The 23,827-nt window shown below is 72.6% G+C and carries 20 protein-coding genes and 1 pseudogene; 9 read left to right on the forward strand and 12 right to left on the reverse strand.

The genetic code is table 11. The annotated features are described in order from the left end of the window. Positions 1-23 precede the first annotated feature (23 nt). Positions 24-1,460: an amino acid permease gene (locus ACIRC0_RS04500; protein ID WP_403611106.1), complete on the forward strand. Its 1,437-nt coding sequence runs from the start codon at positions 24-26 to the stop codon at positions 1,458-1,460. Between the two features lie 200 nt (positions 1,461-1,660). Beyond that, on the forward strand, positions 1,661-2,413 hold the full coding sequence (locus ACIRC0_RS04505; RefSeq protein ID WP_403611108.1) for a type 1 glutamine amidotransferase: 753 nt from the start codon (positions 1,661-1,663) through the stop codon (positions 2,411-2,413). Positions 2,414-2,602: 189 nt separating this feature from the next. On the opposite strand, the gene ACIRC0_RS04510 is transcribed toward ACIRC0_RS04505, so the two are convergent. Both ACIRC0_RS04510 and ACIRC0_RS04515 read right to left on the reverse strand, forming a co-directional pair. Next, complete coding sequence (locus tag ACIRC0_RS04510) at positions 2,603-2,725, reverse strand: hypothetical protein (protein ID WP_403611111.1); 123 nt, start codon at positions 2,723-2,725, stop codon at positions 2,603-2,605. Positions 2,726-2,769: 44 nt separating this feature from the next. Continuing rightward, complete coding sequence (locus tag ACIRC0_RS04515; protein WP_403611113.1) at positions 2,770-3,735, reverse strand: helix-turn-helix transcriptional regulator; 966 nt, start codon at positions 3,733-3,735, stop codon at positions 2,770-2,772. Positions 3,736-4,028: 293 nt separating this feature from the next. Here ACIRC0_RS04515 and ACIRC0_RS04520 point away from each other — a divergent pair, with 293 nt between their 5' ends. The 3 genes and pseudogenes from ACIRC0_RS04520 (at position 4,029) to ACIRC0_RS04530 (ending at position 7,281) form a co-directional block, all read left to right on the forward strand. Further along, positions 4,029-6,215 carry a hypothetical protein gene (locus ACIRC0_RS04520; RefSeq protein WP_403611116.1) on the forward strand — a complete coding sequence of 729 codons (2,187 nt, stop codon included), beginning with the start codon at positions 4,029-4,031 and terminating at the stop codon, positions 6,213-6,215. Between the two features lie 90 nt (positions 6,216-6,305). Further along, on the forward strand, positions 6,306-6,782 hold the full coding sequence (locus tag ACIRC0_RS04525) for a hypothetical protein (RefSeq protein WP_403611118.1): 477 nt from the start codon (positions 6,306-6,308) through the stop codon (positions 6,780-6,782). Further along, positions 6,782-7,281 (forward strand): annotated as a pseudogene (locus ACIRC0_RS04530) (hypothetical protein). The gene ACIRC0_RS04525 and the pseudogene ACIRC0_RS04530 overlap by 1 nt, the downstream one beginning before the upstream one ends. Before the next feature lie 18 nt (positions 7,282-7,299). Here ACIRC0_RS04530 and ACIRC0_RS04535 read toward each other — a convergent pair. From ACIRC0_RS04535 to ACIRC0_RS04545, 3 genes are all read right to left on the reverse strand, one after another. Then, the gene (locus ACIRC0_RS04535) at positions 7,300-8,046 is read right to left on the reverse strand and encodes a class I SAM-dependent methyltransferase (protein WP_403611121.1); all 747 of its coding nucleotides are present in this window, start codon (positions 8,044-8,046) and stop codon (positions 7,300-7,302) included. A gap of 13 nt (positions 8,047-8,059) precedes the next feature. Beyond that, positions 8,060-8,365 (reverse strand): 4a-hydroxytetrahydrobiopterin dehydratase, encoded by a 306-nt coding sequence (locus ACIRC0_RS04540; RefSeq protein ID WP_403611123.1) that lies wholly within the window; start codon positions 8,363-8,365, stop codon positions 8,060-8,062. Positions 8,366-8,477: 112 nt separating this feature from the next. Next, positions 8,478-9,542 carry an ADP-ribosylglycohydrolase family protein gene (locus tag ACIRC0_RS04545; RefSeq protein ID WP_403611126.1) on the reverse strand — a complete coding sequence of 355 codons (1,065 nt, stop codon included), beginning with the start codon at positions 9,540-9,542 and terminating at the stop codon, positions 8,478-8,480. Positions 9,543-9,570: 28 nt separating this feature from the next. Between ACIRC0_RS04545 and ACIRC0_RS04550 the strand changes: the two genes are divergently transcribed. Both ACIRC0_RS04550 and ACIRC0_RS04555 read left to right on the forward strand, forming a co-directional pair. Next, positions 9,571-10,413 carry a helix-turn-helix domain-containing protein gene (locus tag ACIRC0_RS04550; protein ID WP_403611128.1) on the forward strand — a complete coding sequence of 281 codons (843 nt, stop codon included), beginning with the start codon at positions 9,571-9,573 and terminating at the stop codon, positions 10,411-10,413. A gap of 121 nt (positions 10,414-10,534) precedes the next feature. Beyond that, positions 10,535-11,413 (forward strand): helix-turn-helix domain-containing protein, encoded by an 879-nt coding sequence (locus ACIRC0_RS04555; RefSeq protein ID WP_403611131.1) that lies wholly within the window; start codon positions 10,535-10,537, stop codon positions 11,411-11,413. 193 nt (positions 11,414-11,606) lie between these two features. Here ACIRC0_RS04555 and ACIRC0_RS04560 read toward each other — a convergent pair whose 3' ends face one another. From ACIRC0_RS04560 to ACIRC0_RS04580, 5 genes are all read right to left on the reverse strand, one after another. After that, positions 11,607-14,324, reverse strand: a complete 2,718-nt coding sequence (locus ACIRC0_RS04560; RefSeq protein WP_403612705.1) for a SpoIIE family protein phosphatase — start codon at positions 14,322-14,324, stop codon at positions 11,607-11,609. Between the two features lie 340 nt (positions 14,325-14,664). Beyond that, positions 14,665-16,527, reverse strand: coding sequence for a molecular chaperone DnaK (gene dnaK, locus ACIRC0_RS04565; RefSeq protein WP_403611133.1), 1,863 nt, complete (start codon positions 16,525-16,527; stop codon positions 14,665-14,667). 164 nt (positions 16,528-16,691) lie between these two features. After that, positions 16,692-17,117, reverse strand: a complete 426-nt coding sequence (locus tag ACIRC0_RS04570; RefSeq protein WP_200417962.1) for an OsmC family protein — start codon at positions 17,115-17,117, stop codon at positions 16,692-16,694. A 107-nt stretch (positions 17,118-17,224) separates the two neighbouring features. Further along, positions 17,225-19,309 carry an alkaline phosphatase family protein gene (locus ACIRC0_RS04575; RefSeq protein ID WP_403611137.1) on the reverse strand — a complete coding sequence of 695 codons (2,085 nt, stop codon included), beginning with the start codon at positions 19,307-19,309 and terminating at the stop codon, positions 17,225-17,227. Positions 19,310-19,387: 78 nt separating this feature from the next. Next, on the reverse strand, positions 19,388-19,840 hold the full coding sequence (locus ACIRC0_RS04580) for a hypothetical protein (protein ID WP_403611140.1): 453 nt from the start codon (positions 19,838-19,840) through the stop codon (positions 19,388-19,390). A gap of 85 nt (positions 19,841-19,925) precedes the next feature. Here ACIRC0_RS04580 and ACIRC0_RS04585 point away from each other — a divergent pair, with 85 nt between their 5' ends. Then, positions 19,926-20,699 carry an MBL fold metallo-hydrolase gene (locus ACIRC0_RS04585; protein ID WP_403611142.1) on the forward strand — a complete coding sequence of 258 codons (774 nt, stop codon included), beginning with the start codon at positions 19,926-19,928 and terminating at the stop codon, positions 20,697-20,699. Then, positions 20,699-21,322, forward strand: a complete 624-nt coding sequence (locus tag ACIRC0_RS04590; RefSeq protein ID WP_403611144.1) for a DedA family protein — start codon at positions 20,699-20,701, stop codon at positions 21,320-21,322. Before ACIRC0_RS04585 ends, ACIRC0_RS04590 begins: the two co-directional genes overlap by 1 nt. Positions 21,323-21,337: 15 nt before the next feature. Here the strand turns inward: ACIRC0_RS04590 and ACIRC0_RS04595 are convergent, their stop codons facing one another. Both ACIRC0_RS04595 and ACIRC0_RS04600 read right to left on the reverse strand, forming a co-directional pair. Further along, a complete protein-coding gene (locus ACIRC0_RS04595) occupies positions 21,338-22,414 on the reverse strand; it encodes an MBL fold metallo-hydrolase (RefSeq protein ID WP_403611147.1) in 1,077 nt (358 codons plus the stop codon). Beyond that, on the reverse strand, positions 22,411-23,655 hold the full coding sequence (locus ACIRC0_RS04600) for an aminotransferase class I/II-fold pyridoxal phosphate-dependent enzyme (RefSeq protein ID WP_403612708.1): 1,245 nt from the start codon (positions 23,653-23,655) through the stop codon (positions 22,411-22,413). The genes ACIRC0_RS04595 and ACIRC0_RS04600 overlap by 4 nt, the downstream gene beginning before the upstream one ends. Positions 23,656-23,827: the final 172 nt, after the last annotated feature.

Genomic DNA, 23,827 nt, shown 5'->3' on the forward strand with positions numbered 1-23,827 from the left:
ACCACTTGCGAAGGACTTCCCCCATGGCATTTCGTACGTCGACCGACAGCACCACATCTCCCCCGGCGGACTCACACGACGAGGACTGTTCTCAGCCCTGCGCCCCCGTCCTGGGCACCGGGCTCAAGCGACGCCACGTCACGATGCTGGCCATCAGCGGCGCCATCGGCGCCGGCCTCTTCCTCGGCGCCGGAGCAGGCATCCACACCGCCGGACCCGGCATCCTGATCTCCTACTCGCTGGCCGGCCTGCTCATGGTCCTCGTCATGCGCATGCTCGCCGAGATGGCCGTCGCCCAGCCCAACAGCGGATCCTTCTCCGTCTACGCCGAGAAGGCCTTCGGCCGGTGGGCCGGCTTCACCGTCGGCTGGCTGTACTGGTGGCTGCTGGTCGTCGTCGTGGCGGCCGAAGCCACCGGAGCGGCCGCCATAGCCCACAGCTGGCTGCCTGCCGTACCGCAGTGGACCTTCGTCCTGGCCTTCATGGCCGCCCTCACGTGCGTCAACCTCTTCAACGTCGGCCACTTCGGTGAGTTCGAGTTCTGGTTCGGCGCCATCAAGGTCACCGCCGTCGTCGCCTTCCTCGTCCTGGGCACCCTCGCCGTCTTCGGCCTGCTGCCCGGAAGCCACCCCGTGGGGCTGACGAACCTCACCGACCACGGCGGCTTCCTCCCGCACGGCGCCAGCGGTGCGCTGACCGGACTGCTCGCGGTCGTCTTCTCCTTCGGCGGCATGGAACTCGTCACCATCGCCGCGGCCGAATCCCCCAACCCCTCCCAGGCCGTCGCCAAGGCCACCCGCACCGTCATCGCCCGCCTGCTGCTGTTCTACATCGGCTCCGTCGCCCTCATGGTGCTGCTGCTGCCCTGGAACTCCGCCTCCGCCGCCACCAGCCCCTTCGTCACCGTCCTGCAGCGCATCGGCATCCCCGCCTCCGCCGGGCTGATGAACGTGGTGGTCCTCACCTCCCTGCTCTCCGCACTGAACTCCAACCTCTACGGCGCCTCCCGCATGGCCTTCTCCCTCGCCCAGCGCCGCGACGCCCCCCAGAGCCTGCTGAACGTCTCCCGCGCCGGCGTCCCCCGCCGCGCCGTCCTCGCCTCCGTCTCCTTCGGCTTCATCGCGGTCGTCCTCAACTTCCTCGCCCCCGACCGCGTCCTGCCCTTCCTCCTCAACACCATCGGCGCCATCATCCTCGTGGTCTGGATCGCCATCGCATCTGCCCAACTCCGCCTGCGCAAGACCGCCGAGCACACCCCCGGTCGGACCCCGACCGTGCGCATGTGGGGCCACCCCTGGCTCAGCTGGACCGCCCTGGCCGGCATGACCGGCGTCCTCGCCCTGATGTGCACCGACGCCGACGCACGTACCCAGCTGCTCTCCACCGCCGCCCTCACCGCACTCATCCTGATCGCCGCGGCCATCCGCACCGCATGGGCGAAGAACCACGCCAGGCCGTAGCACGAAGTCCCCGACAGCCACGCCGACGACGCCCGGCTGAACATGCGCACGCACTCTCTGCGCACCCACACGATTCACATGGCCTACCACCGAAGAGGCCCTTCCGCGGCAGGCACCTGCACCTGCCTGCCACCCGCACCGGCACCCTGCGCCGCCACCTGCACCTGCACCTACGTGCCATCGGGAAAGGAAAGCCCACTGTGCACGCACTCGTCATCCGGCACGACCATGTGACGGAACCCGGACTGGTCGGAGACCGGCTCCTCCAGCGCGGATACGAACTCACGCTCCTCACCGTCGTCCCCGAGGAGCGGCACCACAGGCCGGACGTGCGATTCGACTTCCCCGACGCCGCCGGCTGGGACCTGGTCGTGTCGCTCGGCTCGCCCTGGTCGGTGTACGACGAGCCCACGGTCGGCAGCTGGATCGGCGGCGAGCTCGCCCTGCTGCGCAAGGCCCACCACCTCGGCATCCCCGTACTGGGCATCTGCTTCGGCGCCCAGGCCCTGGCCACTGCCCTGGGCGGCACCGTCGAGGTGGCCCCACGCCCCGAGATCGGCTGGGTCGACATCGACACGGACGACCCCTCCCTGATACCACCCGGCCCCTGGATGCAGTGGCACTACGACCTCTGTGTCCCGCCGCCCGGCGCCCAGGAGACGGCCCGCAACGCCGTGTGCACCCAGGCATTCCGGGCCGGGAACTCGCTCGGGGTCCAGTTCCACCCGGAGGCGGTCCCAGCCGTCGTACGACGCTGGGTGGACCTCGGGGGCGCGGAGCAGTGCGCGCGGCTCGGCATCGACCCGGAAGAACTGGTGGCGCGCTCCCGCGCCATGGAACCGATGGCGCGGGAGAACGCGTACCGCCTCGTCGACGCTTTCCTCGACCAGGCGGCCCAGGCGGATTCGTCATCGTCACCGAGCCGGTCGGTGAGGCGCGCGCGAAGGAGCTGATCCCGAACGCCCGCCTGGCGGTCGCTCCAGGAACATCGGCCACTACATCCGCTCACCCCCGTACAACACGGCGGCGGTTGTCCACGGCACGCAGACAGCCACCGAGTGCCGCCATGCAGCCGCCCGGGAAGGCGCCTGTCAGGCTGTACGGGACGAGGATGGCGGCGCTCGTCGTGCTCGGCACCGGTGCTACTTGAGATACGCGGCGAGCGGGAGGTTCTGGCGGCGCACATCGCCGGTGACGAGCGCTGCGATCCGCTGCGCGCCGTAGGTTTCGAAGTGCGTGTGGTCGTTGCAGAAGAAGGCGCCCACGGGACCCGATCCGTAGTCGCCGTTACCCCGCCCCGGCCCACCGTCTACACCCCTGAGCCCGGCGACGGCTCGTACCTCCGCACCAGCTCGGACACCGTCCGGGCGATCCGTAGGCGCAACTCCTCGGGTTCCAGGACCTCGATGTCCGCGCCCAGGCTCAGGAACTCGCCGTGCGCGTGCTCGACGGACTCGATCGGTACGGTGGCCAGAGTCCAACCGTCGGCCATCTCACGGCCGTTGCCTTCGACCGCCCTTCCCGCGTCTCCCTTGAGCCGCGCACCCGGGGCCAGCCGGACGACCGCCTCGCCGCGGTGGAGCCGGTCGTGGAAATCCCGTTGGTACGCCGCCCAGTAGGTGGCCGGATCGAAGTCCTCGGGGACGGTGAACTCCTCTTCGCTGGTGCTGAGTTCGAGGATCTGGTCGACGCGGAAGGTGCGCGGTCCCGGCCCGGCGACGAGGTACCAGCGCCCCGCCTTCAGCACGAGTCCGTACGGCTCCAGACGACGCTCCACATCGGTGGGCTCGCGCCAGCGCCGGTACAGGACGTGCAGCACACGGCTGTTCCAGACGGCGTCCGCGACGGCGGGCAGAAACGGGGCCTCGTCGGCGTCCGCGTACCAGCCGGGGGCGTCCAGGTGGAAGCGGCCGCTGATCCGGTCGGCGTGCACGCGCAGTTCGGGCGGCAGCGCGGCGCGGACCTTGAGCTGGGCGGCGGCGAGGACGGAGCCCAGTCCGAGTGCCGCGGCCGGTCCTGGGGCGCCGGACAGGAACAGGGCCTCCGCCTCGCCCGCGGTCAGTCCGGTGAGCCGGGTGCGGTAGCCGTCGAGCAGCCGGTAGCCGCCCGCGTGCCCGGCGTCGCCGTAGAGCGGGACGCCCGTGGCGTGCAGCGCCTCGACGTCCCGGTAGACGGTGCGCACCGAGACCTCCAGCTCTGCGGCGAGCTGGGCGGCGGTCATCCGGCCGCGGGTCTGGAGCAGCAGCAGGATGGAGACGAGCCGACTGGACTTCACTGACACAGCATGTCATCGAAGACGGAACGAGAATGGTCGCCGCAGCAAGGTGGACATGGGCCGGTGACGCGTCCATGCGCCGCACCGGCTCTCCGCCAACGTGTTCACCTTGTTCTGCGCATGGTCTTCACCGACCCCGTCGATCCCGCCCATTACGGCCAACTCATGCAATGTGGCAGGGTTCTGCCCTGGTGCAGTGGCACTCCCGACGACCGGAAAGTCGACACCGTCAGCCACCGGCGTGGCGGGGTAACCCTGCACCCCCGTCCTCGGTAGCGACAGGAGCAGGACTGATGACCGGCTACGTGATGGCTGCCACCGACGCCGACGGCAAGCGGCTCGGCGAACGTACCGTCTCCACGGCGCCCACCCTCGGCGAAGCCGCCGCATTCGGAGACGGTCACCGGACGAACTACGTGTCGGTCCGCCATGGCCACGACATCACCCTCTACGGGAGGGACGCCACCGGCACCTGGTCGGTGCTCGTCGCCGATGCCCCCGCCCCTGTGGTCGTGGAATTACGGCGCCGGCACGATGCCCAGTGCCGGCCGGAGCGGGCCTGGGACGGCAGCCCTCAGGTCGGCGACCCCTTCGCCCACGCCCTCGCCCCTGAAGACGACTACGTGTTGACCGCCATCGACGTGGACGGCGAACCGTTCGGGCAGCGCGTCACCTCCACGGCGCCCACGCTCGCCGAGGCCGCCGAACTCGGCGATCTCCACGAGGCCGACTACGTGACAGCCGGCCGGGACGACGGCGACGTGGTCACGCTCTACGGGCGGGACGCCGACGGCTTCTGGTCGGTGATCGCGGCCGATGTCGATGTCGAGACCGCCGAGGAGATGTGCCTCTGGTTCGACCTCACACAGCATTACCCGGTCCGGTCGTCGGCCGGCAGCGATCCCGTCGGCCGGCGCGACCACCCTCTCGACCGCACCTCGACACCCGAGGGCGGGCGGATGGCCGCGTCACGGGCCATCTCGCTGGTCGTGGAGCGGATCCGGGCGCGTCGCCTGGACTACCCCACGCAGGGGCTGGCGGCGGATCGCTTTGAAGCGGGCTGGAGCGTGTACGCGCCGGTGGACGTCGACGAGAGCGACCCGATGGCGTTCCTGGACATGCCGGTGGGCCGGTCGGTGTTCCTGGTGAGCGACGCCGGGCGGGTCAAGGAGATATCGAGCTCGATCCCTCCGCGGCAAGCGGAGGAGATGTTCACCGCCGAAGAGGCCTACGTTCGCCGCAGGCCCGCCGAGGAACGGTTCATGGCCGAACTCAGGGACGAGGTCATGCGGCTCGACTCCGCGTCGGAAGGCTCCGCGGGCATCGGCTCGTTCACCGTCGACGCCCCCACCGAGGAGGTGGCCGCGGCCAGGGCGGGCCGGCTGCTCGGCCCGATCGCGCAGCAGTTGGCCCTGCTCGGCCCACCGGGGTGGGACCGCTTCGCGGCCGTCTTCTCCTTCACGGTCTCCGGCGAGGTCGCCCAGCTGCGGTTCTGGTCCGGGGACCGGAGCACCGAGGTTCGGGTACCCGAGCAGATGGCCCTGCTGGTCCGCCGGCAGCGACACCTCGCCGCGCGGATGCCGGCCGGGCCGTGGTGGCGCCTGCTGCTCACCGTCAGCCACAGCGCCGGAACGAACGCCCGGATGACGACGGACTACGACTACGGCGACCGGCCCCTGCCCGACGACCATCTGCTGGCCCCCGAGCACTACCGTGACGACCTGGCGGCCTACCCACGCGCCCACACACCGGCATGGCTCTCCGCACACGTCACCGGCGTCGGCGCCGGCGAGCCCGCACCGGCGCCCCACACGGCACCGCCGGCCGCCGGTGCGACGTCGCGGCCGCCCGGCCCCCGGCAGGACCGGCCCGCGCCGCCACCCACACGACAGGCGTCGGCGCGGCCCGGCCAGGTTCCGGTCCTCGACACCAACGTCGGCTGGACCAGCCTTCACGCCGACCCAGAGGTGATCACCTACGGCAGAAAATCGATCGCGCTCGACCAGGTGGAGTGGATCAGCTATTGGGCGACCCACACCGCCGAAAAGCGCTTCCTGTTCCCGACGACCTACGACAACACATGGGACTTCCGGGTGGGCCGGTACCCGTACTACGGCGGACCGCAGGTCTCCGTGCACTTCTCCAGGGCGGGCCACCAAGCGGAACAGCCGGAGGAGTGGACGTTCCTGGTGAACCTGGTCAGGCAGTATCTGGAGCCCCGGTTGCTGACCGAGTTGGTCGCCCAGGTTCGCCGTGGAGAGACCATCACGGTCGGCGGTAGCGTGAAGGTGAGCCAGGACGGCATCGCGTGTGCGAAGCCACGGCTCTCCCTGCCCTGGGAGTCGATCAGCTCTGCGCAGCCGCACAGCGGCATGGTCCGGATCCATCAGGCGGGCGTCGAGAAGCCGGTGCTGACGGTGCCTCTGAGCCACCCCAACGCGGCGTTGATCCCAGACCTCTTCGCCACGCTCACGTCGTGACGGCCGGGCACCGGCCACCGCTGCGGCCGGCGACACTGTTCCTCATCCGCTGACACAGGATGTCAGTGAACCGGCCTTAGCGTCCCTGACATGGCCTTCAGGGAGAAACTCCTCACCGTCCCGCCGCCGATCGAGGTGGCGGGCCGGTGGATCAAGCGCTACCACGTCACCTCCGACCCCGCCGGCATCGCTCCCGACGTCGAGAAGGCGGCGTACGCGATGCTGCCCCAGCTGCTTCCCGAGCCGGACGCCACACCGCCCGCGACGTTCGTCGTGCTGCACCGGGGCGACGACGACGGCGCCTATCTGAACGCGTACAGCTGGGTGTGGGACAACGTCCTGCACTTCCGTGGCGCGGCGGCCGGCCAGCCCGTGCTCGGCTGCCCGGACCGGAACACCGCTCATTTCGTCCCGACCGAGCGGCCGTGGATCGGCTGTGTCTGGGAACTGCCGCCGGTTCTGCACGAACGGGACGCCTGGGTACGGCATCTGCTCGCACCCGACGTCCCCGATCTCGACGCCTACTTGACCGACTCCCTGCCCGAGGGCACGACAGGAGACCGCTGATGAGCAGCCCGCACGACTTCGACTTCCTCCACGGCGAGTGGCAGGTCCTCAACCGCCGCCGGACCGGCTTCCTCGACCCCGGCAGCGACTGGGAGGAGTTCCCGGCGACGCAACGCTGCCTGCCGCTGTTCGACGGGGCGGCGAACATCGACGAGATCGACATGCCGCACCTGGGGTCGAAGGGGCTCACCCTGAGGCTGTTCGACCGGGAGACCCGGCAGTGGTCGCTGAACTGGTCCTCCAGCACCGGCGGAAAGCTGTTCCCGCCCGTGATCGGGCAGTTCGACGGCGACCGGGGCGAGTTCCACGGCGACGACACCCTCCCCCAAGTTCTCGGCTCCGCTCGAACAGGGGGACCCCCATCGGCAAGGACGTGCGGGTCAGGTTCGTGTGGTCGGGACTCTCGCCCACCGCCGCCCGCGGGGAGCAGGCGTTCTCGGTGGACGGCGGACAGACCTGGGTGACCAACTGGGTCATGGAGTTCAGCAGGCCCGCCTGAGGCCACCAGGTCCTCTCCTCAGAGTCCGGCCTTGCGGAACGCCCGCAGGGTGAACACCGGGTCGGGACGCGGCCGGTCCTGGTCCGGGAGCGCGGCGAGTTCGCGGCCGATCCGTTCGGTGAGCGGGTCGCCGGGGGCCAGGGTGACGAACCAGCCGCGGCGCAGGTCCGCCAGGGTGCGGCGGGGGCTGCGGCCCTGGCCGGTCCCGGTGAAGCGGGCCCCGCCGGCCGGGACCAGGCCGCAGGCGGCGGCGTGTGCCGCGACCGCCTCGGCGGCGTCCTCAGCGGGCCGGCGCGGGCGGGGGGCGAGCACGGCGTCGATGTCGCTGCCCACATTGTGGGAGGCGGCCTTGTCGACGGTGGTGACATAGACACCGCCCGGCCGCAGCACCCGGGCGCACTCGGCCAGCACGCTGCGTACCGCCTCGGGGCCGTCCAGGAGATGCAGCAGCCACACGCTGGTGATCGCGTCGAACGTCCCGTCCGCGAACGGCAGTCGGCGGCTGTCGGCGAGGACGACGGCACCGGGCAGCCGGGCGGCGGCCCGGCACGCCATCCCGTGCGCCAGGTCCGCGCCCACGACCCGGAGCCCGGGCCGCGCGGCCGCGAGCCGCCGCGTGACGATGCCCGTGCCGCAGGCCACGTCGAGCAGTCGGCCGGCACCCTCGGGTACCAGTCCGAGCACGGCGTCGGCCGCCGCGGCGGCCCGGGGTTCGCCGCCGCGCAGGGCGTCGTACTCCGCGGCCTCCTTCTCGTAGTCCAGCACGTGCGGCGACCGCTCAGTGCGCGCCGTGACCGGGCGCCAGTTCCTCGACCCGGCGGGCCAGTTCGAAGTCCAGGTCGGTGACCGCGCCGCCGACGCTGTGCGTGTTCACCGTCAGGGAGACGGTGTTGTAGCCGAGGGTGAGGTCGGAGTGGTGGTCCAGCTCCTCCTGCACCTGGGCGATGTGCACGACCATCGCGGTCGCCGCGAAGTGCGTGCCGAGCCGGTAGGAGCGGGCGATCCGGTCGCCCTCGAGGGACCAGCCGGGCAGCTCCGCCAGCCGGTCCTCGATCTCCTTCTGCGACAGTGGTTCGACGGGCATGACCTGGCTCCTTCCGTACGACGCGACGCGGGGACGGCCCCACCCTGTCACATCCCCTCCGTGCGGCCCCGTACGCGCGCCGTGGCCCTCGGGGCCTGTGCGCGACGGGCTCTCAGCGTCGTACGCACTCCGCGGCGAAGTCGTCCGCCAGGACGGTCGTCTCGGCCCGTCCCTCGACGCGTTCCAGCCACTCGTGCGGCAGCCCGTGGTCGCCGTGGCGGGCGCCGAGGAGGTTGCCGCAGATGGCGCCGGTGGAGTCGCTGTCGCCGGAGTGGTTGACGGACAGCAGCAGCGCCTGCCGGACATCGGGCTCGGCCAGGGCGCAGTACACGGCGATGGCCAGGGCCTCCTCGCCGATCCAGCCCCCGCCGAGCGTCTGCACCTTCTCCGCGGTCGGCGTGCCCTCGGCGGCCAGGTCGAGGGCACGCCGCAGCGCGGCCGTGGTCTCCTCGTGGCCGGGGTGACGGGCGAGCAGGCGCAGGGCGCGCAGTACGGCGCCCTCCAGGGAGTCGCCCTCCACCAGGTACGCGACGATCGCGGCGAAGGCGCCCGCGGAGTAGTAACCGGTGGGGTGGCCGTGGGTGGTCTGGGCGCACAGCGCGGCCATCAGGAACGCGGTGTCGCCGGGCACCCGGGCGAGACCGAAGGGCGCCGAGCGCATGACCGCGCCGCAGCCCTTGGAGTCGGAGTTGACCGGGCCGGGGCGGCCCAGTGCGGCGCCGGGCTCGGGCACGAAGTCCTGGGCGAGGCCGGAGAGGCAGGCGTTGCCGGGGGCGCGGCGCGCGTACAGCCATCCCTGCGCGGCGAGTCCGGCGGCGCCGGCGGGCGGGCCGGGCAGGCGCTGGGTGTCGAACCAGCGGCCGTACGCGTCGCGCACCAGCCGGGACCAGCCGCCGCCGATGCCCTTGTGGCGCTCGCGCTCGTGCGCCTGCCGCAGGCCCTCCACCGTGAACAGGGTCATCTGCGTGTCGTCGGTGACGCGGCCCACGGTGCCCTGCCCGTCGGGTACGAGGCCGGTGACGCCCTGCTCGCCGTGCGCGGCGCGGATTCGGTCCAGGGAGGCGAACTCGATCGGGTACCCGAGGGCGTCGCCGATCGCGCCACCGAGGAGGGATCCACGCACCCTGGCCCGGTAGATGGCGGTCGCCTCCCAGGACGGGTTCAGCCGGTCGTCCATGCACCACTCCTCGACTACGGTCGTCCGTATGACCATTGTCGCGTCCTCACCCGCCGCATCCTCCCCCGCCCCCTCGGAGCAGGGGATCGGCCCGTTGCTGCGCGGGTGGCGGGAGCGGCGGCGGGTCAGTCAGCTGGAGCTGGCGCTGCGGGCGGGCTCGTCGGCGCGGCACATCAGCTTCGTCGAGACGGGCCGGTCACGGCCCAGCGAGGAGATGGTGCTGCGGCTCGCCGAACATCTTCAGGTGCCGGTGCGGGAACGCAACGCGCTGCTGCTGGCGGCGGGTTACGCCCCGCACTACCCGGAGACGCCGCTGGACGACCCGTCGATGGAGGCGCTGCGGGCGGGTGTGGAGCGGCTGTTGCGGGGTTACGAGCCCTACCCGGCGCTGGTGGTGGACGCGACGTACGAGGTGGTGGCGGCGAACCGGGGCATCGCGATGTTCCTGGAGGGCGTCCCGGACCGCCTGCTCACCCCGCCCCTGAACGCGATGCGTCTGACGCTGCATCCCGAGGGCCTGGCGCCCCGCATCCGCAACCTGGCCGAGTGGCGCGGCAACCTGCTCGCGCAGATGGAGCGCCAGATCGCGCTGCAGCGCTCGCCGGCTCTGCGTGCGCTGTACGAGGAGGTGGCGGCGTACCCGGTCCCGGACCGGAACGAGTCCGCGTCCGGACCGGGCGAGGGGGCCGAGGAGGTCCCGTACTTCGCGCTGCCGATGCGGATCGAACACGAGGGCCGGGTGCTGTCCTTCGTGTCGTCCATCTCCACGTTCAACACCCCGATGGACGTGACGGTCGCGGAACTGGCCATCGAGACGTTCCTGCCTGCCGATCCGGCGACGGTGAAGTACCTCCAGTCGCACGGAACCTGATGATCCGTCGGTAACCGGCGGTACGCCGCCGTCTCCTCACCCGAGTGTTCTCCGACCCCGTGAGACTCACCCGGGAACATGTCACACTGCTCGCGTACTTCGGCGCGTGGGGAGGCGTGGCGTGAGTGAACGGCGGGCTGCGCCGACCGTCGGGCAGGTGGTGCTCGGTCGGCGGCTCCAGGAGTTGCGGGAGGCCGCCGGGCTGAAGCGCGAGGAGGCGGCGAAGGTGCTGCGCGTCGCCCCGGCGACCGTGCGGCGCATGGAGACCGCCGAGGTCGCGCTGAAGATCCCGTACGTGCAGGTGCTGCTGACGACGTACGGCGTGCCCGAGGAGGAGATCGCCTCCTTCGTGCGGCTCGCCGAGGAGGCCAACCAGCCCGGCTGGTGGCAGCGGTACCACGACGTGCTGCCGGACTGGTTCAGCCTGCACGTCAGCCTGGAGGGCGCCGCCCGCATCATCCGCTCCTACGAGCCGCACTTCGTGCCCGGGCTGCTGCAGACCGAGGACTACGCGCGTGCCGTGCTGGAGGCCGGGACGGTAGGGCAGGGCAGCCCCCAGGACATCGAACGGCATGTGGCGCTGCGGCTGGCCCGGCAGAAGCTGCTCACCGGGGAGAACCCGCCCCACCTGTGGGTGATCATGGACGAGACGGTGCTGCGGCGCCCGGTCAGCATCCGCTCCCAGGTGATGCGCGACCAGCTCGACCGCCTCCTGGAGGCCTCCGAGAACCCCGCGATCACGCTGCAGGTGGCCGAGTACGCCTCCGGCCCGCACCCGGGGACGTACACGCCGTTCGTGCTGTTCCGCTTCGCCGAGCCGGAGCTGCCCGACATGGTCTACAGCGAGTACCTGACCGGCGCCCTCTACCTCGACTCGCGCACCGAGGTGGCCCTGCACCTGGAGGTCCTGGACCACATGTCGGCGAAGGCGGCCTCCGTGACGCGCACGCGGGAGATCCTGCGGGAGTACCGCGACAGGTTTGAAGGTGGCACCGCCTGAGGTGGCACCGCCCCGCCCGGCAGCCAGTGCCGCGGCAGGCAACGTTTGCCCGTCGAGGAGCGGCGTCCGGTGCGTGCTCTCGGCGTGCCGGCCGGAAGTCCTCGTACTGGACGTACTTGGGCTTTCGGCCGGTGCGGCGAGAGTGCGTGCCGGGCGCCGCGACGGGGCGAACGTTGCCTGTTGCGGCACTAGGTCACGGCAGTTCGTCCGCCCACATGTCCAGCAGGTCCGCGTCCGAGTCGGGCGCTGTCCTGGCCGGGGTCCCGCCGGCTCCGGGGAGCGCCTGTTCGGCCCAGATGACCTTGCCCTGGGGCGTGTACCGGGTGCCCCAGCGCTCGGTCATCCGCGACACCAGGAACAGGCCCCGGCCTCCCTCGTCGGTCGTCGCCGCGTACCGCAGGTGCGGTGAGGTGCTGCTGCCGTCGGCCACCTCGCAGACCAGCGTCCTGTCGTCGTGGATCAGCCGCACATGGATCGGCGGGGAGCCGTAGCGGATGGCGTTGGTGACGAGTTCGCTCAGGACCAGTTCCATGCCGAAGCCGAGTTCGGCAAGGCCCCACTCGTCGAGCTTGCGGGACAGGGCGACGCGCATCCCGGCGACGGCGGACGGGTCGGGCGGCACGTCCCAGTCGGCGATCCGGTCGGCCGGCAGCGCCCGGGTGCGGGCGATGAGCAGGGCGACGTCGTCCTTGGGCCGTCCGGGCAGCATCTGGTCCAGCACGGCCTGGCAGCTCTCCTCGGGCGAGCGGCCGGGGTGGCCGGCGAGCACGGCGCCCAGCATCTCCATGCCCACGTCCAGGTCGCGGGTGCGGTCCTCGATGAGGCCGTCGGTGTAGAGCACGATCTGGGTGCCCTCGGGGAGGTCCAGCTCGGCCGTCTGGAAGGGCATGCCGCCGAGGCCGAGCGGCGGTCCGGCCGGCAGGTCGGGGAAGGTGACGCCACCGTCGGGGTGGACCAGCGCGGGCGCCGGGTGTCCGGCGCGTGCCATGGCGACGCGGCGCGCGACGGGGTCGTAGACGGCGTAGAGGCAGGTGGCGCCCACGATGCCCGCGGCCGTGTCGCTGCCCCCCTCGTCCTGGTCGATGCGGCCGACCAGGTCGTCGAGATGGCTGAGCAGCTCGTCGGGCGGCAGGTCGAGGGAGGAGAAGTTGTGCACCGCGGTCCGCAGCCGTCCCATCGTCGCGGCGGCGTGCAGTCCGTGGCCGACCACGTCGCCGACGGCCAGCGCCACCCGGCTCCCCGGCAGCGGGATCACGTCGAACCAGTCTCCGCTCACGCCGGACTGGGCGGGCACGTAGCGGTAGCCGACCTCGAGGGCGCTCTGCTCGGGCAGGGCCCTCGGCAGCAGGCTGCGCTGAAGGGTGACCGCCAGGGTGTGCTCGCGGGTGTAGCGGCGGGCGTTGTCGATGCTGACCGCGGCGCGGGCCACCAGCTCCTCCGCCAGTGACAGGTCCTCCTCGTCGAAGGGCTTCTGCTGGGTGGAGCGCCAGAAGTTGGCCATGCCGAGCACGACACCGCGGGCCTGGATCGGGGCGGCGATGAGGGAGTGGATGCCGTAGTCCACGACCTCCCTGGTGCGCTCCGGGTCCTGCGCGTGCCAGCCCGCCGCGGTCGCCAGGTCGGTCACCAGCTCGGCGCGGCCGGTGCCGTAGCCGCGGGCCTGGGGCGTGGAGGGCACGAAGTCGAGCAGCCGGCCCCTCTCGTAGAGCGGGTGGTCGTCCCGGACGCCGCGCACGGCGGTGCGCCGCATGTCCGTGGCCCTGGGGCCGGGCTCCTCGCCGTGCAGCACGGCGTCGGCCAGGTCCACGGTGACGAAGTCGGCGAAGCGGGGGACGGCGACCTGGGCCAGTTCGTCGGCGGTGCGGACCACGTCGAGTGTGGTGCCGACGCCCAGTCCGGCGTCGTAGAGCAGCTTCAGCCGCTCCCGCGCGACCTCCGCCCTGCCGGACACCGCCTGCAGCTCGGTGGAGTCGCGCAGGGTCACCACCGTGCCCTTGGGGCCTCCGTCACGGTCCGTGGGCCGCTGGTTGACCGCCAGCAGCCGTTCTCCGGCGAAGACCACCTCGTCGGTCGCCTCGCGCCCGGAGACGAGCAGCGCCACCGTCGCGGGGTCGAGGGCCGCCAAGTCGGACACGCGCTGTCCCTCGGCGTCCAGGGGCAGCCCCAGCAGCCGCCTGGCCTCGTCGTTGGCCAGCAGCAGCCGCCCGTCGTCCCCGATGATGAGGACGCCTTCGCGCACCGAGTGCAGCACCGCGTCGTGGTGCTCGTACATGCGGGTCATCTCGTCCGGGGCCAGGCTGTGGGTCTGCCGTCGCAGCCGCCGGCCGACCAGTGCCGTGCCGCCGGTGGTCACCACGAGCGCGCCGGCCCCGGCGCCGAAGATGATCGGGAGTTGCCGGTCCACCTCGTTGGTCACGTTCTTGACCTTCAGACCGGCGGAGACGAGGGCCACCACCTTGCCCTGGGGATTGTCAATGGGAACGGTGGCCTGGACTTCCTCGCCGAGCGGGCCGTGGACGCTCTCGGTGTAGACCTTCCCGGCGAGCGACGGGCCGATCGTGCCCACGAACCGGTGGCCGATCCGGCTCGGCTGGGGGTGGGTGTAGCGGATGCCCTTGGTGTTCATGACCACGATGAAGTCGACACCGGCCGACCTGCGCCCCTTCTCGGTGAGGGGCTGGAGCACCTTCGTCGGATCGGGAGTGCGCAGCGCCTGCAGGATGCCCGGAGAGTGCGCGAAGGTCTGTGCGACGGCTATGGAGCGGCGCTTGGCCTCGGAGCCGGTGTCCCGCTTGGACTGCAGCACCAGGGCGACCACGGCGCAGACCACGAGCAGCACGACCAGCGCCACCTGCAGGACGAATACCTGCCCGGCGACGCTTCGTGGGCTTTTGCCGATCAAGAACCGCATCGATATGCGCCGAAATCGAGCGTTCCCGCTCGCCATGCGACATTTCTAGCACAGCGTTCCCCGCGGTCCGCCGGGGCGACAGGTTCGCGCCAGATCCTACGGCGCCGCCCAGAGGCCGCACGGCCCGGCCGCAGGGTGCCCCCGCGGGCCCGAATGACCGCGCCCACCTGCGCAAACGGCGGTCCGCCGGGCGACCTCGAGGGCTGTCCGGCCCTCGCGGGATCAGTGCGCGCTCCCCGCGAAATCCCCACACCGGTCCGGCCGGAGGATCCTCGCCGCGGATCCGGCCGGGCGGCGCGCGAGACCCCGTGCGGCAGGTCGCCGGGAGCGGGGCGTGAGCTCAGGCAGCGCCCCCTTTCGTGTCCCTGTCCTCGTCGACGATCTCAGCGTCCACCACGCCCTCCTCGTCCTGCGGTGCTGTGTGCTGCCGGGTGCCTTCCGCGGACGTCTGCTGGGACTGGGCGTACATCGCCTGGCCCATCTTCTGGCTGACCGTGGCGAGCTTGTCCACGCCGGCCCGCAGGGCCGCCGTGTCGGCGCCCTCCTTGAGCAGGTCCTTCAGCTCGGCGACCGCCGCCGTCACCTCGCCCTTCGTGTCCGCCGGCACCCGCTCCCCGTTCTCCCGCAGGAAGTTCTCCGTCTGGTAGACGAGCTGCTCGGCCTGGTTGCGCGCCTCCGCCGCCTCCCGGCGCCTGCGGTCCTCCTCGGCGTACTGCTCCGCGTCCCGCATCATCCGGTCGATCTCGTCCTTGGGGAGCGCCGAGCCGCCGGTCACCGTCATCTTCTGTTCCCGGCCCGTCGCCAGGTCCTTCGCCGAGACGTGCATGATCCCGTTGGCGTCGATGTCGAAGGTCACCTCGATCTGCGGCACCCCGCGCGGCGCCGGCGGCAGCCCGGTCAGGTCGAAGACGCCGAGCTTCTTGTTGTACGCCGCGATCTCCCGCTCGCCCTGGTAGACCTGGATGCCGACCGAGGGCTGGTTGTCCTCGGCGGTGGAGAAGATCTCCGAACGCTTCGTGGGGATCGTCGTGTTGCGTTCGATCAGCTTGGTCATGATGCCGCCCTTGGTCTCGATGCCGAGGGACAGCGGGGTCACGTCGAGCAGCAGCACGTCCTTGACGTCGCCGCGCAGGACACCGGCCTGGAGGGCCGCGCCGACGGCCACGACCTCGTCCGGGTTGACGCCCTTGTGCGGGTCCTTGCCGGTGAGTTCCCGCACCAGGTCGGTGACCGCGGGCATCCGGGTGGAGCCGCCGACGAGGATCACATGGTCGATCGCGGAGAGCTCCACGCCCGCGTCCCGGACCGCCTGGTGGAAGGGTGTCCGGCAGCGGTCCAGCAGATCGGCCGTGAGCTCCTGGAACCGGGCGCGGGTCAGCCTCTCCTCCAGGTGCAGCGGGCCCTCGGCGGAGGCGGTGATGTAGGGCAGGTTGACGGTCGTCTCGGTGGAGCTGGACAGCTCGATCTTGGCCTTCTCCGCGGCCTCCCGCAGGCGCTGCAGTGCCATCTTGTCGGCGCCGAGGTCGATGCCGTATTGGCCCTTGAACCGCTTCACCAGATGGTCGACGACCCGCTCGTCCCAGTCGTCGCCGCCGAGGTGGGTGTCACCGTTGGTGGCCTTGACCTCGATCACTCCGTCGCCGATGTCCAGCAGGGAGACGTCGAAGGTGCCGCCGCCGAGGTCGAAGACGAGGACGGTCTGCTCCTCGCCGCGGTCGAGCCCGTACGCGAGGGCCGCCGCCGTCGGCTCGTTGATGATCCGCAGGACCTTCAGCCCCGCGATCTCCCCGGCCTCCTTGGTGGCCTGCCGCTGAGCGTCGTCGAAGTACGCGGGCACGGTGATCACGGCGTCCGTGACGTCCTCGCCCAGATACGCCTCGGCGTCCCGCTTCAGCTTCTGCAGGACGCGCGCGGACAGCTCCTGCGCCCGGAAGCGGGTGCCGTCGACGGAGCCGTGCTCCGGGAAACGCCAGTGGGCGTCGCCCATGTGGCGCTTCACCGAGCGCGCGGTGCGCTCGACGTTCGTCACGGCCTGCCGCTTGGCGACCTCGCCGACGAGCACCTCGCCGTTCTTGGCGAAGGCCACGACCGACGGTGTGGTCCGCGCGCCCTCGGCGTTGCTGATGACGGTGGGCTCACCACCCTCCAGGACGGCCACCACCGAGTTCGTCGTCCCCAGATCGATCCCGACCGCACGTGTCATCGCCGTCCCCTTCCGCCAGGGCGCTGCCCGCACTGCATCACAAATGTTGAGTGGCCCCGTGTCAATGTGCGCGACCGGGGGCTCCCGATGCGATGTCGGGTACCCGCAAACGACGGTGCCGCGTCCCCTCGGCGGGAAGCGCGGCACCTTCGGGAACGTGGGGCTCAGGCGAGCTTGGCGTCCAGCGTGATCGTCGTACCGGCCAGGGCCTGGCTGACCGGGCAGTTCTTCTTGGCGTCCTCGGCGGCGGCGACGAACGCGTCGTTGTCGATGCCCGGTACCGTGCCCTCGACGGTGAGGTGGATGCCCGTGATGCCCTCACCCGGCTGGAAGGTGACGTCGGCCTTCGTCTCGAGCTTGGTGGGCGGGGTGCCGGCGCCGGCCAGGCCGTGCGACAGCGCCATGGAGAAGCAGCTGGAGTGGGCGGCGGCGATCAGCTCCTCGGGGCTGGTCCTGCCGTTCGCGTCCTGGGAGCGCGAGGCCCACGTGACCGGCTGCTGCGCGATGCCGGAGGAGTCGAAGGTGACGACGCCGTTGCCCTCGAGCAGGTTGCCTTCCCAGACGGTGTGAGCGGTGCGCGTGGTTGCCACGGTTCTTCCTTTCGATGGGGTCCCGATGCCGGGTTCCGTGGTTCCCATCCGATCACACCCGGCCCCCGCGGACCCACTTTCCCGCCGCGTCGGCGTCCGCCCCGTCGTCAGGCGGCGCGTTCGTCCTCCTCCTCGGCGGCGGCGAGCGGCACTTGGGGGCCGTCGCACTCGCGCAGCCAGCGGCGGAAGACCTGGTGGACCTGCTCGGCGCCGACCAGTTCAGTGCCCTCCCCGGCCGGCGCGGACAGGTCCACCGGCCACAACAGGAAGGGCCGGCCCTGGGCGCCGCCGAGCCCGCCGTGCGAACCGATCTGCTCCTCGAAGGCCAGGACTTCGCCCTCGGCCGGGTCGTACCAGGAGTTGACCATGATGTCGGCGGCGTGCGGGAAGGAGTGCGTGCGGCGCACGGCGTCGGCGGCGCCCGGCCCGAAGCCGGCGAGCGGACCGGTCTCGTCGGCGAGCCGGTCCACCGGGATCTCGGCGCCGAACGCTCCCAGCACCACACCGCCGTGCTCCTCGCTGCGGACGAGGACGAAACCGACGCCGGGATGGTTGGCGAGCGTCGACAGCAGCGCGGGGTGCCGGCGGTCGATCTCCTCCTTGCTCATCCGGTGCGGCACGTCGGGGAAGGAGACGAGCCCGAGGTTCCCGGAGGCGAGCACGACGGGCTCCGAGTGGCGGCGCGCGGCCCGACGGTGCTCGGCCTCCTCCTCGACGGGCCTGCGCAGCGCTGCCCGTACGGCGGCACGCGCCTCCGCCCCGCTGTGCGTTCGGTCCACCTTGCGCGGCACATGCAGCCCGCAGCCGGCTCGCACCAGGTTGGCGAGGCTGAGCCCGTACCGGGTGCGGAAGGTCTCGCCGGGGCTCTGCCCGTGGTCGGACAGGACGACGATCCGGTACGGTCGCGGGGCGTGCTCGGCGACCTGCGCCAGCAGCGCGAGCGAGCGGTCGAGCCGGTGCAGGACCTTCTCGGCGTCGCGGCTGTGCGGCCCCGAGTGGTGGGCCACCTCGTCGTAGGCCACCAGGTCCGCGTAGATGGCGCTGCGCCCGGCGAGCATGTCGCCGATCACCGCGGCGACGACCACGTCCCGTTCGACGACGGTGGCGAAGGCGCGCACGAAGGGGTACAGGCCGCCGCGGCCGACCCGCGGCCGCTGCCGCTTCAGCCGGGCCCGGGTGGACTGGCCGATCTCGCGGGCGACCTCGGCGGCGAACGACATGGCGGTGCGGACGGCGTTGGCGGGGTCGCTGAAGTACGCGAAGTAGCCGGCGCGTGAGCGGTTCTCCCTGCCCCGCCGGGCGGAGACGGACAGCACCAGGGCGAGCTGGTCGGCGCCGCCGCTGAACAGGTTGCCGCGGCTCGCGCCGTCGACGGTGAGCAGGCCGCCGTCGCCGGTCCGCTCGACGGCGCGGCGCTGGAGTTCCGCGGCGCTCGTCGGACGGTTGCACACGACGACCTCGCGGGTCTCCTTCTCGTACCAGCGGAACGCGGGGACGTCGTGGTTGGAGCCGTGCAGGATGCCGAGCTGGCTGGCGCCGGTCTGGCTGGACCAGTCGGTGCGCCAGGCGGTGAGCCGGTGGCTGGGGCCGCCGTCGCGCGGGCCGAGCCAGGAGGCGACGGTCGGCATCAGGCCCTTGGCCACGGCCGCCCGCAGCACGTCGTGTCCGACGCCGTCGAGCTGGACGAAGACCGCGCCGGGGGTGACACGGCCGCAGCTTGCGTCGCCGCGTCTGCGGCGGCGGTCGGCGAGCCGGTACAGCCTCCTGCGGTACGCGTCGTCGTCCCGTACGGCGAGGGCGGCACCGGTGGCCGAGGCGACGGCGGACATCGCGGCGGCGACCACCACGGCGGTCTCGGGGGCGGCTGCGGCGTCGCCGGAGGGGTTGACGCGGAGGGCGACGAGCAGGAGGGAGCCGTTGAGGAAGAAGACGAGCAGGCCGAGCACGAGGGCGGGGACGAGCAGCAGGAGCCGTACCAGCAGGGGCCACACCAGGGACGACAGCAGGCCGAAGGCACCGGCCCCGGCGGCGGCCGTGACGGCTATGCGGGTCGCGCTGTCGCCGGCGGGGGACTGAAGCCGGAAGTCGGGCAGGACGGCGGCGAGGAGGAGCATGGTGACGGTGGAGGCGGCCCACACGGCGACGCTGCGCCCCACACCGCTGAGCAGCTTCCGCCAACGCCCGTGCCCCACGCCCAGCTCACCTCACGTCATGGCCCTGCCGCCCTCTCGGATGCGCCCCCACCTTGTCACAACGCCGGGAGCCACCGGTCAGCGGCCGTCGTACCCGGCCGTCGGCAGCGACAGCCGGCGGTGGATCCGGGCCTTCATCCCGGCGTCGTACGACGGTTCGGCGCAACCGACCGTCTCGACGCGGACGCCTCGCCGGGCGCACTCCGCGGTGAACTCGTCCACCGAGGTCAGGGCACGCTCCAGGACACGGCGGCTGGGGGCCACGAACAGGTCGACCAGGCCCGCCTCCACATCCGTCCACAAAGCGCAGTGGTCGGGGCGCAGGCCGCGCACGAGCAGTTCCCGTGTCACCACGTAACCGCGCTCCGCCGCCCAGCGCGCGCACATCGCGTACTGGCTGCGGGAGTCGACGAGGAAGGGTTCCGCGTCCAGTTCCTCGAGCGGCGTCAGGCTGGCGATCGCCGTGACCCGGACCGTGCCCGGCCGGCCGCGGGCGTCGCGCGCGCCGGCGGTGCCGTGCGCCTCTCCCATGGGGTCCCCCCTCACCTCAGGGTTTCCCCGCCGACCCTACCCCTGCCCGTAGGCTCGGGGGGAGTCGCGCGAAGGAGGCAATGGAGTGCCGGTGGAGGTCACGTGGTGGGGTCACGCCACCTGCACGGTCGAGGACTCCGGCGTACGGGTGCTCACCGATCCCCTGTTCGCGCGCCGCCTCGCGCATCTGCGGCGGCGCCGGGGCGCCCCGCCGCCGACCGAGGCCGCGGTGGCGGACGTGACGCTGGTGTCGCATCTGCACGCCGACCATCTGCACGTGCCGTCGCTGGCCCGGCTGGCCCCGGGCAGCCGGGTGCTGGTGCCGCGCGGCGCCGCTGCCCAGGTGCCGGGGCTGCGCAGGCTGGACCGGCTGCGGCTCACGGAGGTGGCGCCCGGGGACCGGGTGCGGGTCGGTGACCTGGTCGTACGGGTGGTGCCCGCACGGCACGACGGGCGCCGGCTGCCGGTGGGGCCGCACCGCTCCCCCGCGCTCGGGTTCGTCGTCGAGGGGGAGGCGCGGACGTACTTCGCCGGGGACACCGGTCTGTTCCCGTCGATGGCCGAGGAGGTCGGCCCGGTCGACGTGGCCCTGCTGCCGGTCGGCGGCTGGGGGCCGTACCTCGGCGAGGGCCACCTGGACGCGGGGCGCGCGGCGCAGGCGCTGGCCCGGCTGACGCCGCGCAGCGCGGTGCCGGTGCACTACGGCACGTACTGGCCGATCGGGATGGACGCCGTGCGCCCCCACGAGTTCCACGCGCCGGGCGCCGAGTTCGTCCGCCTCGCCGCGCGGTACGCGCCGGACGTCAGGGTGCACCTGCTGTCCCACGGTGAGAGCGCCCGCCCGGAGGTCGCCCGGTGATGAACCTCGCCGCCGCGACCACCCTCGTACCCACGGAGTCCACCCAACAGGCCGTCGGCTACCCGTCGTTGTTCCTGCTGGTGCTGCTCGGGGCGCTGGTGCCGGTCGTGCCGACAGGGGCGCTGGTCAGTTCCGCGGCGGTCGTGGCCTTCCACCGGACCGCGCCCTTCTCGCTCGCGCTGGTCTTCGTCGTCGCGGCGCTCGCGGCCTTCCTCGGGGACATCGCGCTGTACTGGCTCGGGCGGCGCGGCATGCGGTCGAAGAACGGTTCCCGCTGGCTGGAGAACCTCCGCGGCCGTGCCCCCGAGGACCGGCTCGCCCAGGCGCAGGAGAAGCTGAACGAGCACGGGATCGCGGTGCTCACCCTCTCCCGGCTCGTCCCGGCGGGCCGCATTCCGGTGATGCTCGCCTGCCTGATGGCCCGTATGCCGGTGCGGGAGTTCGCCCGCGGCGACGCCCCGGCCTGCCTCGCCTGGACCGCGACGTACCAGCTGATCGGCATCCTCGGCGGCTCGCTGTTCCCGAAGCCGTGGGAGGGCGTGGCGGCGGCGGTCGTGCTGACGGTCGTGATCAGCACGGCACCCGGCCTGTGGCGCCGGATGCGCAGGGCCGCCGCCTCGTGAGCCCCGGGCGCCGGCTCACTCCAGCACCCGTGACGCCCCCACCGGCAGGTCCCACAGGTCCTCGCGGGCCCGTCCCGCATTCTCCCAGGCCGCCCGCACCCGGGTCTGCGGTTCCAGGACCGGTTCCGCCGACAGCACGAACGTGGCCCAGTGCATGGGCGCCATTCGCCGTGCGCCCAGGTCGAGCGTCGCCCGGACCGCCTCCTCCGGGTCGCAGTGGACGTCGCTGAGCCACCAGCGCGGGTCGTACGCGCCGATCGGCATGAGGGCCAGGTCGATCCCCGGATAGCGCTGCCCGATCCGCTCGAACCAGTGCCCGTACCCGGTGTCGCCCGCGAAGTAGACCCGCTGCCCGTCGGGCGCCGTCAGCACCCAGCCGCCCCACAGCGAACGGCACGTGTCGGTCAGGGTGCGCTTGGACCAGTGGTGGGCGGGCACGAAGTCGAACCGGACGCCCTTGACGGCGGCGGCCTCCCACCAGTCCAGCTCGGTGACGCACGTGAACCGCCGGCGGCGGAACCACGCGGCGAGCCCGGCCGGTACGAGCACCGGGGTGTCGCGCGGGAGGCGGCGCAGCGTCGGGGCGTCGAGGTGGTCGTAGTGGTTGTGGCTGATGACGACCGCGTCGACGCGCGGCAGGGCCTCCCAGTCGATGCCTACGGGCGTGATCCGGGTGGGTGTGCCGAGGATGCGCCGGGACCAGACGGGGTCGGTGAGGACCGTCAGCCCGCCGATCCGCACCACCCAACTGGCGTGGCCCGCCCAGGAGACGGCGACCGTGCGCGCGTCGACCCGCGGCAGCGGACCCGGCTCGTACGGCAGCCGGGGGATGTCCTTCAGACCCTCGGGTCCGGGCCGCACCGCGCCCTCGCGGGCGAAGCGGGCCATGGCCTTCAGGCCGGGCAGCGGTGTGGTCAGCCGGTCCGCGAAGGAGCGCGGCCAGATACGGCGCTCACCGAGCGGGCGGGGCGCTGCGAGCGGCGGCGCCACCAGCGCCGCGGGGTCCCGGCTCAGCAGGGGCGTGGACGCGGGCTCACCGGTGTCCCGGTGTGCCGCAACGGTGCTCGTGGTCGACTCGGACTGCTGCGTCATCGAGGAGGCTCCCATCGCTGAGCGTCGTCGCGGAGATCGGCGAAGACCGATCCCACATGGGTCAACGCGCGTTGTACGTGTGGCAGTTCCAGCGGCTCCGGTGAGGTGAGGCACTGCGCCCGTTCCGCGGCGGTCGCGCCGAGGAGCGGTCCGGTGGACAGACGGACGCGGAGCGCCGCGAGGTCGTCCCCGAAGCGGTGGCCGCCGGGCGCGGGCATGCCGAGCCGGGCGGTGAGGAGGTCCTCGAGTTCCTGCGCGTCGCCGACGCCGAGCACGTCGAGCGCGGAGCGAAGCGGCTCCAGGTCGGCGTAGAGGTGGCGGCCGGCCTGCGGGGGCAGCACGAGGGCGCCCGCCGCGACGACGGCCCGGCGCGCGGCGTCCGCGACGCGCGCGTGGAGCGCGGTCCCGGCGGTGAGGCGCTGGGTGACGTCGGCGGGCTCGTCGAGCGCGTACGCGGCCGCCGCGGCGACCGGGTCGGCGATCCGGGCACCGAGCGCGGTGAGCACGTCCAGGGCGCGGGCGCGCAGTCCGGCGCCGTCGGCGGTGGCCGGGAAGCGGGCGACGGCCGCGGGCCAGCCGGGCGGCAGGAAGGGCCCGGCGAGGTCGGTGACGACGGTGACCCGGTCCGGCAGCATCTCGGCGGGGCTGAGCAGCACGGTGTCGTGCGGCCGGTGCACGGTGTCGCGCCAGGTCTCGTCGCTGACCAGGTGCAGCCCCTCGCCGGCGGCGGCCTCGGCGGTCTCGTGCACGAGTTCGGGCGGGGCGACGGTCGCGGTGGGGTCGTCGGCGACGGCGAGCACGAGGAGGCGGGGGTCGCCGCCCTCGGCGCGGATTCTGCGGACGGTCTCCAGGAGGGCGTACGGGTCGGGGACGCCGCCGCACTCCATGGGTGTCGGCACATGGAACACCGACCGCCCCAGCGCCCGGACCTGGGGCGCCCACCAGGCCGGGCAGGGCCGGGGGACGAGTACGTCGCCGCCGAGCGCGGCGGTGACGGCGACGAAGAGCGCGGGGGCGCCGGGGGCGGCGGCGATGTCGTCGGGCTCGGCGGGCAGTCCGCGCCGGGCGAAGTAGCCGCAGGCGGCGTCGAGGAGGGCGGGCGGACGGAAGGCGCCGGAGCCGCCGTGGTCGGCGGCCTCGGCGAGCGCCGCGGACAGTCCCGGCAGGAGGGGCAGCCCCTGCTCGGGGAGGGGCGGTCCGTAACGGACGGGGCCGTGCCCTTCCGGATCCGTCCGCCGCATGCGTGCCTCCGCGCAGTCCCTGGTGCTGTCGCCGGTCCCCCGCGCTCCGGCTCGCTCCACGCCCTCGACCCGTGGCCGCCGCCCGCTGTCGTACTCCCGTTCCTCTACGGTGTCGAAGACGCCCTCGGGCTCTGAGTACCCAGGGTTCGGGCCGGTCATGGGCGTCCGGCCG

It is taken from the genome of Streptomyces sp. NPDC093984, from assembly GCF_044764595.1.
GTDB lineage: Bacteria > Actinomycetota > Actinomycetes > Streptomycetales > Streptomycetaceae > Streptomyces > Streptomyces cynarae.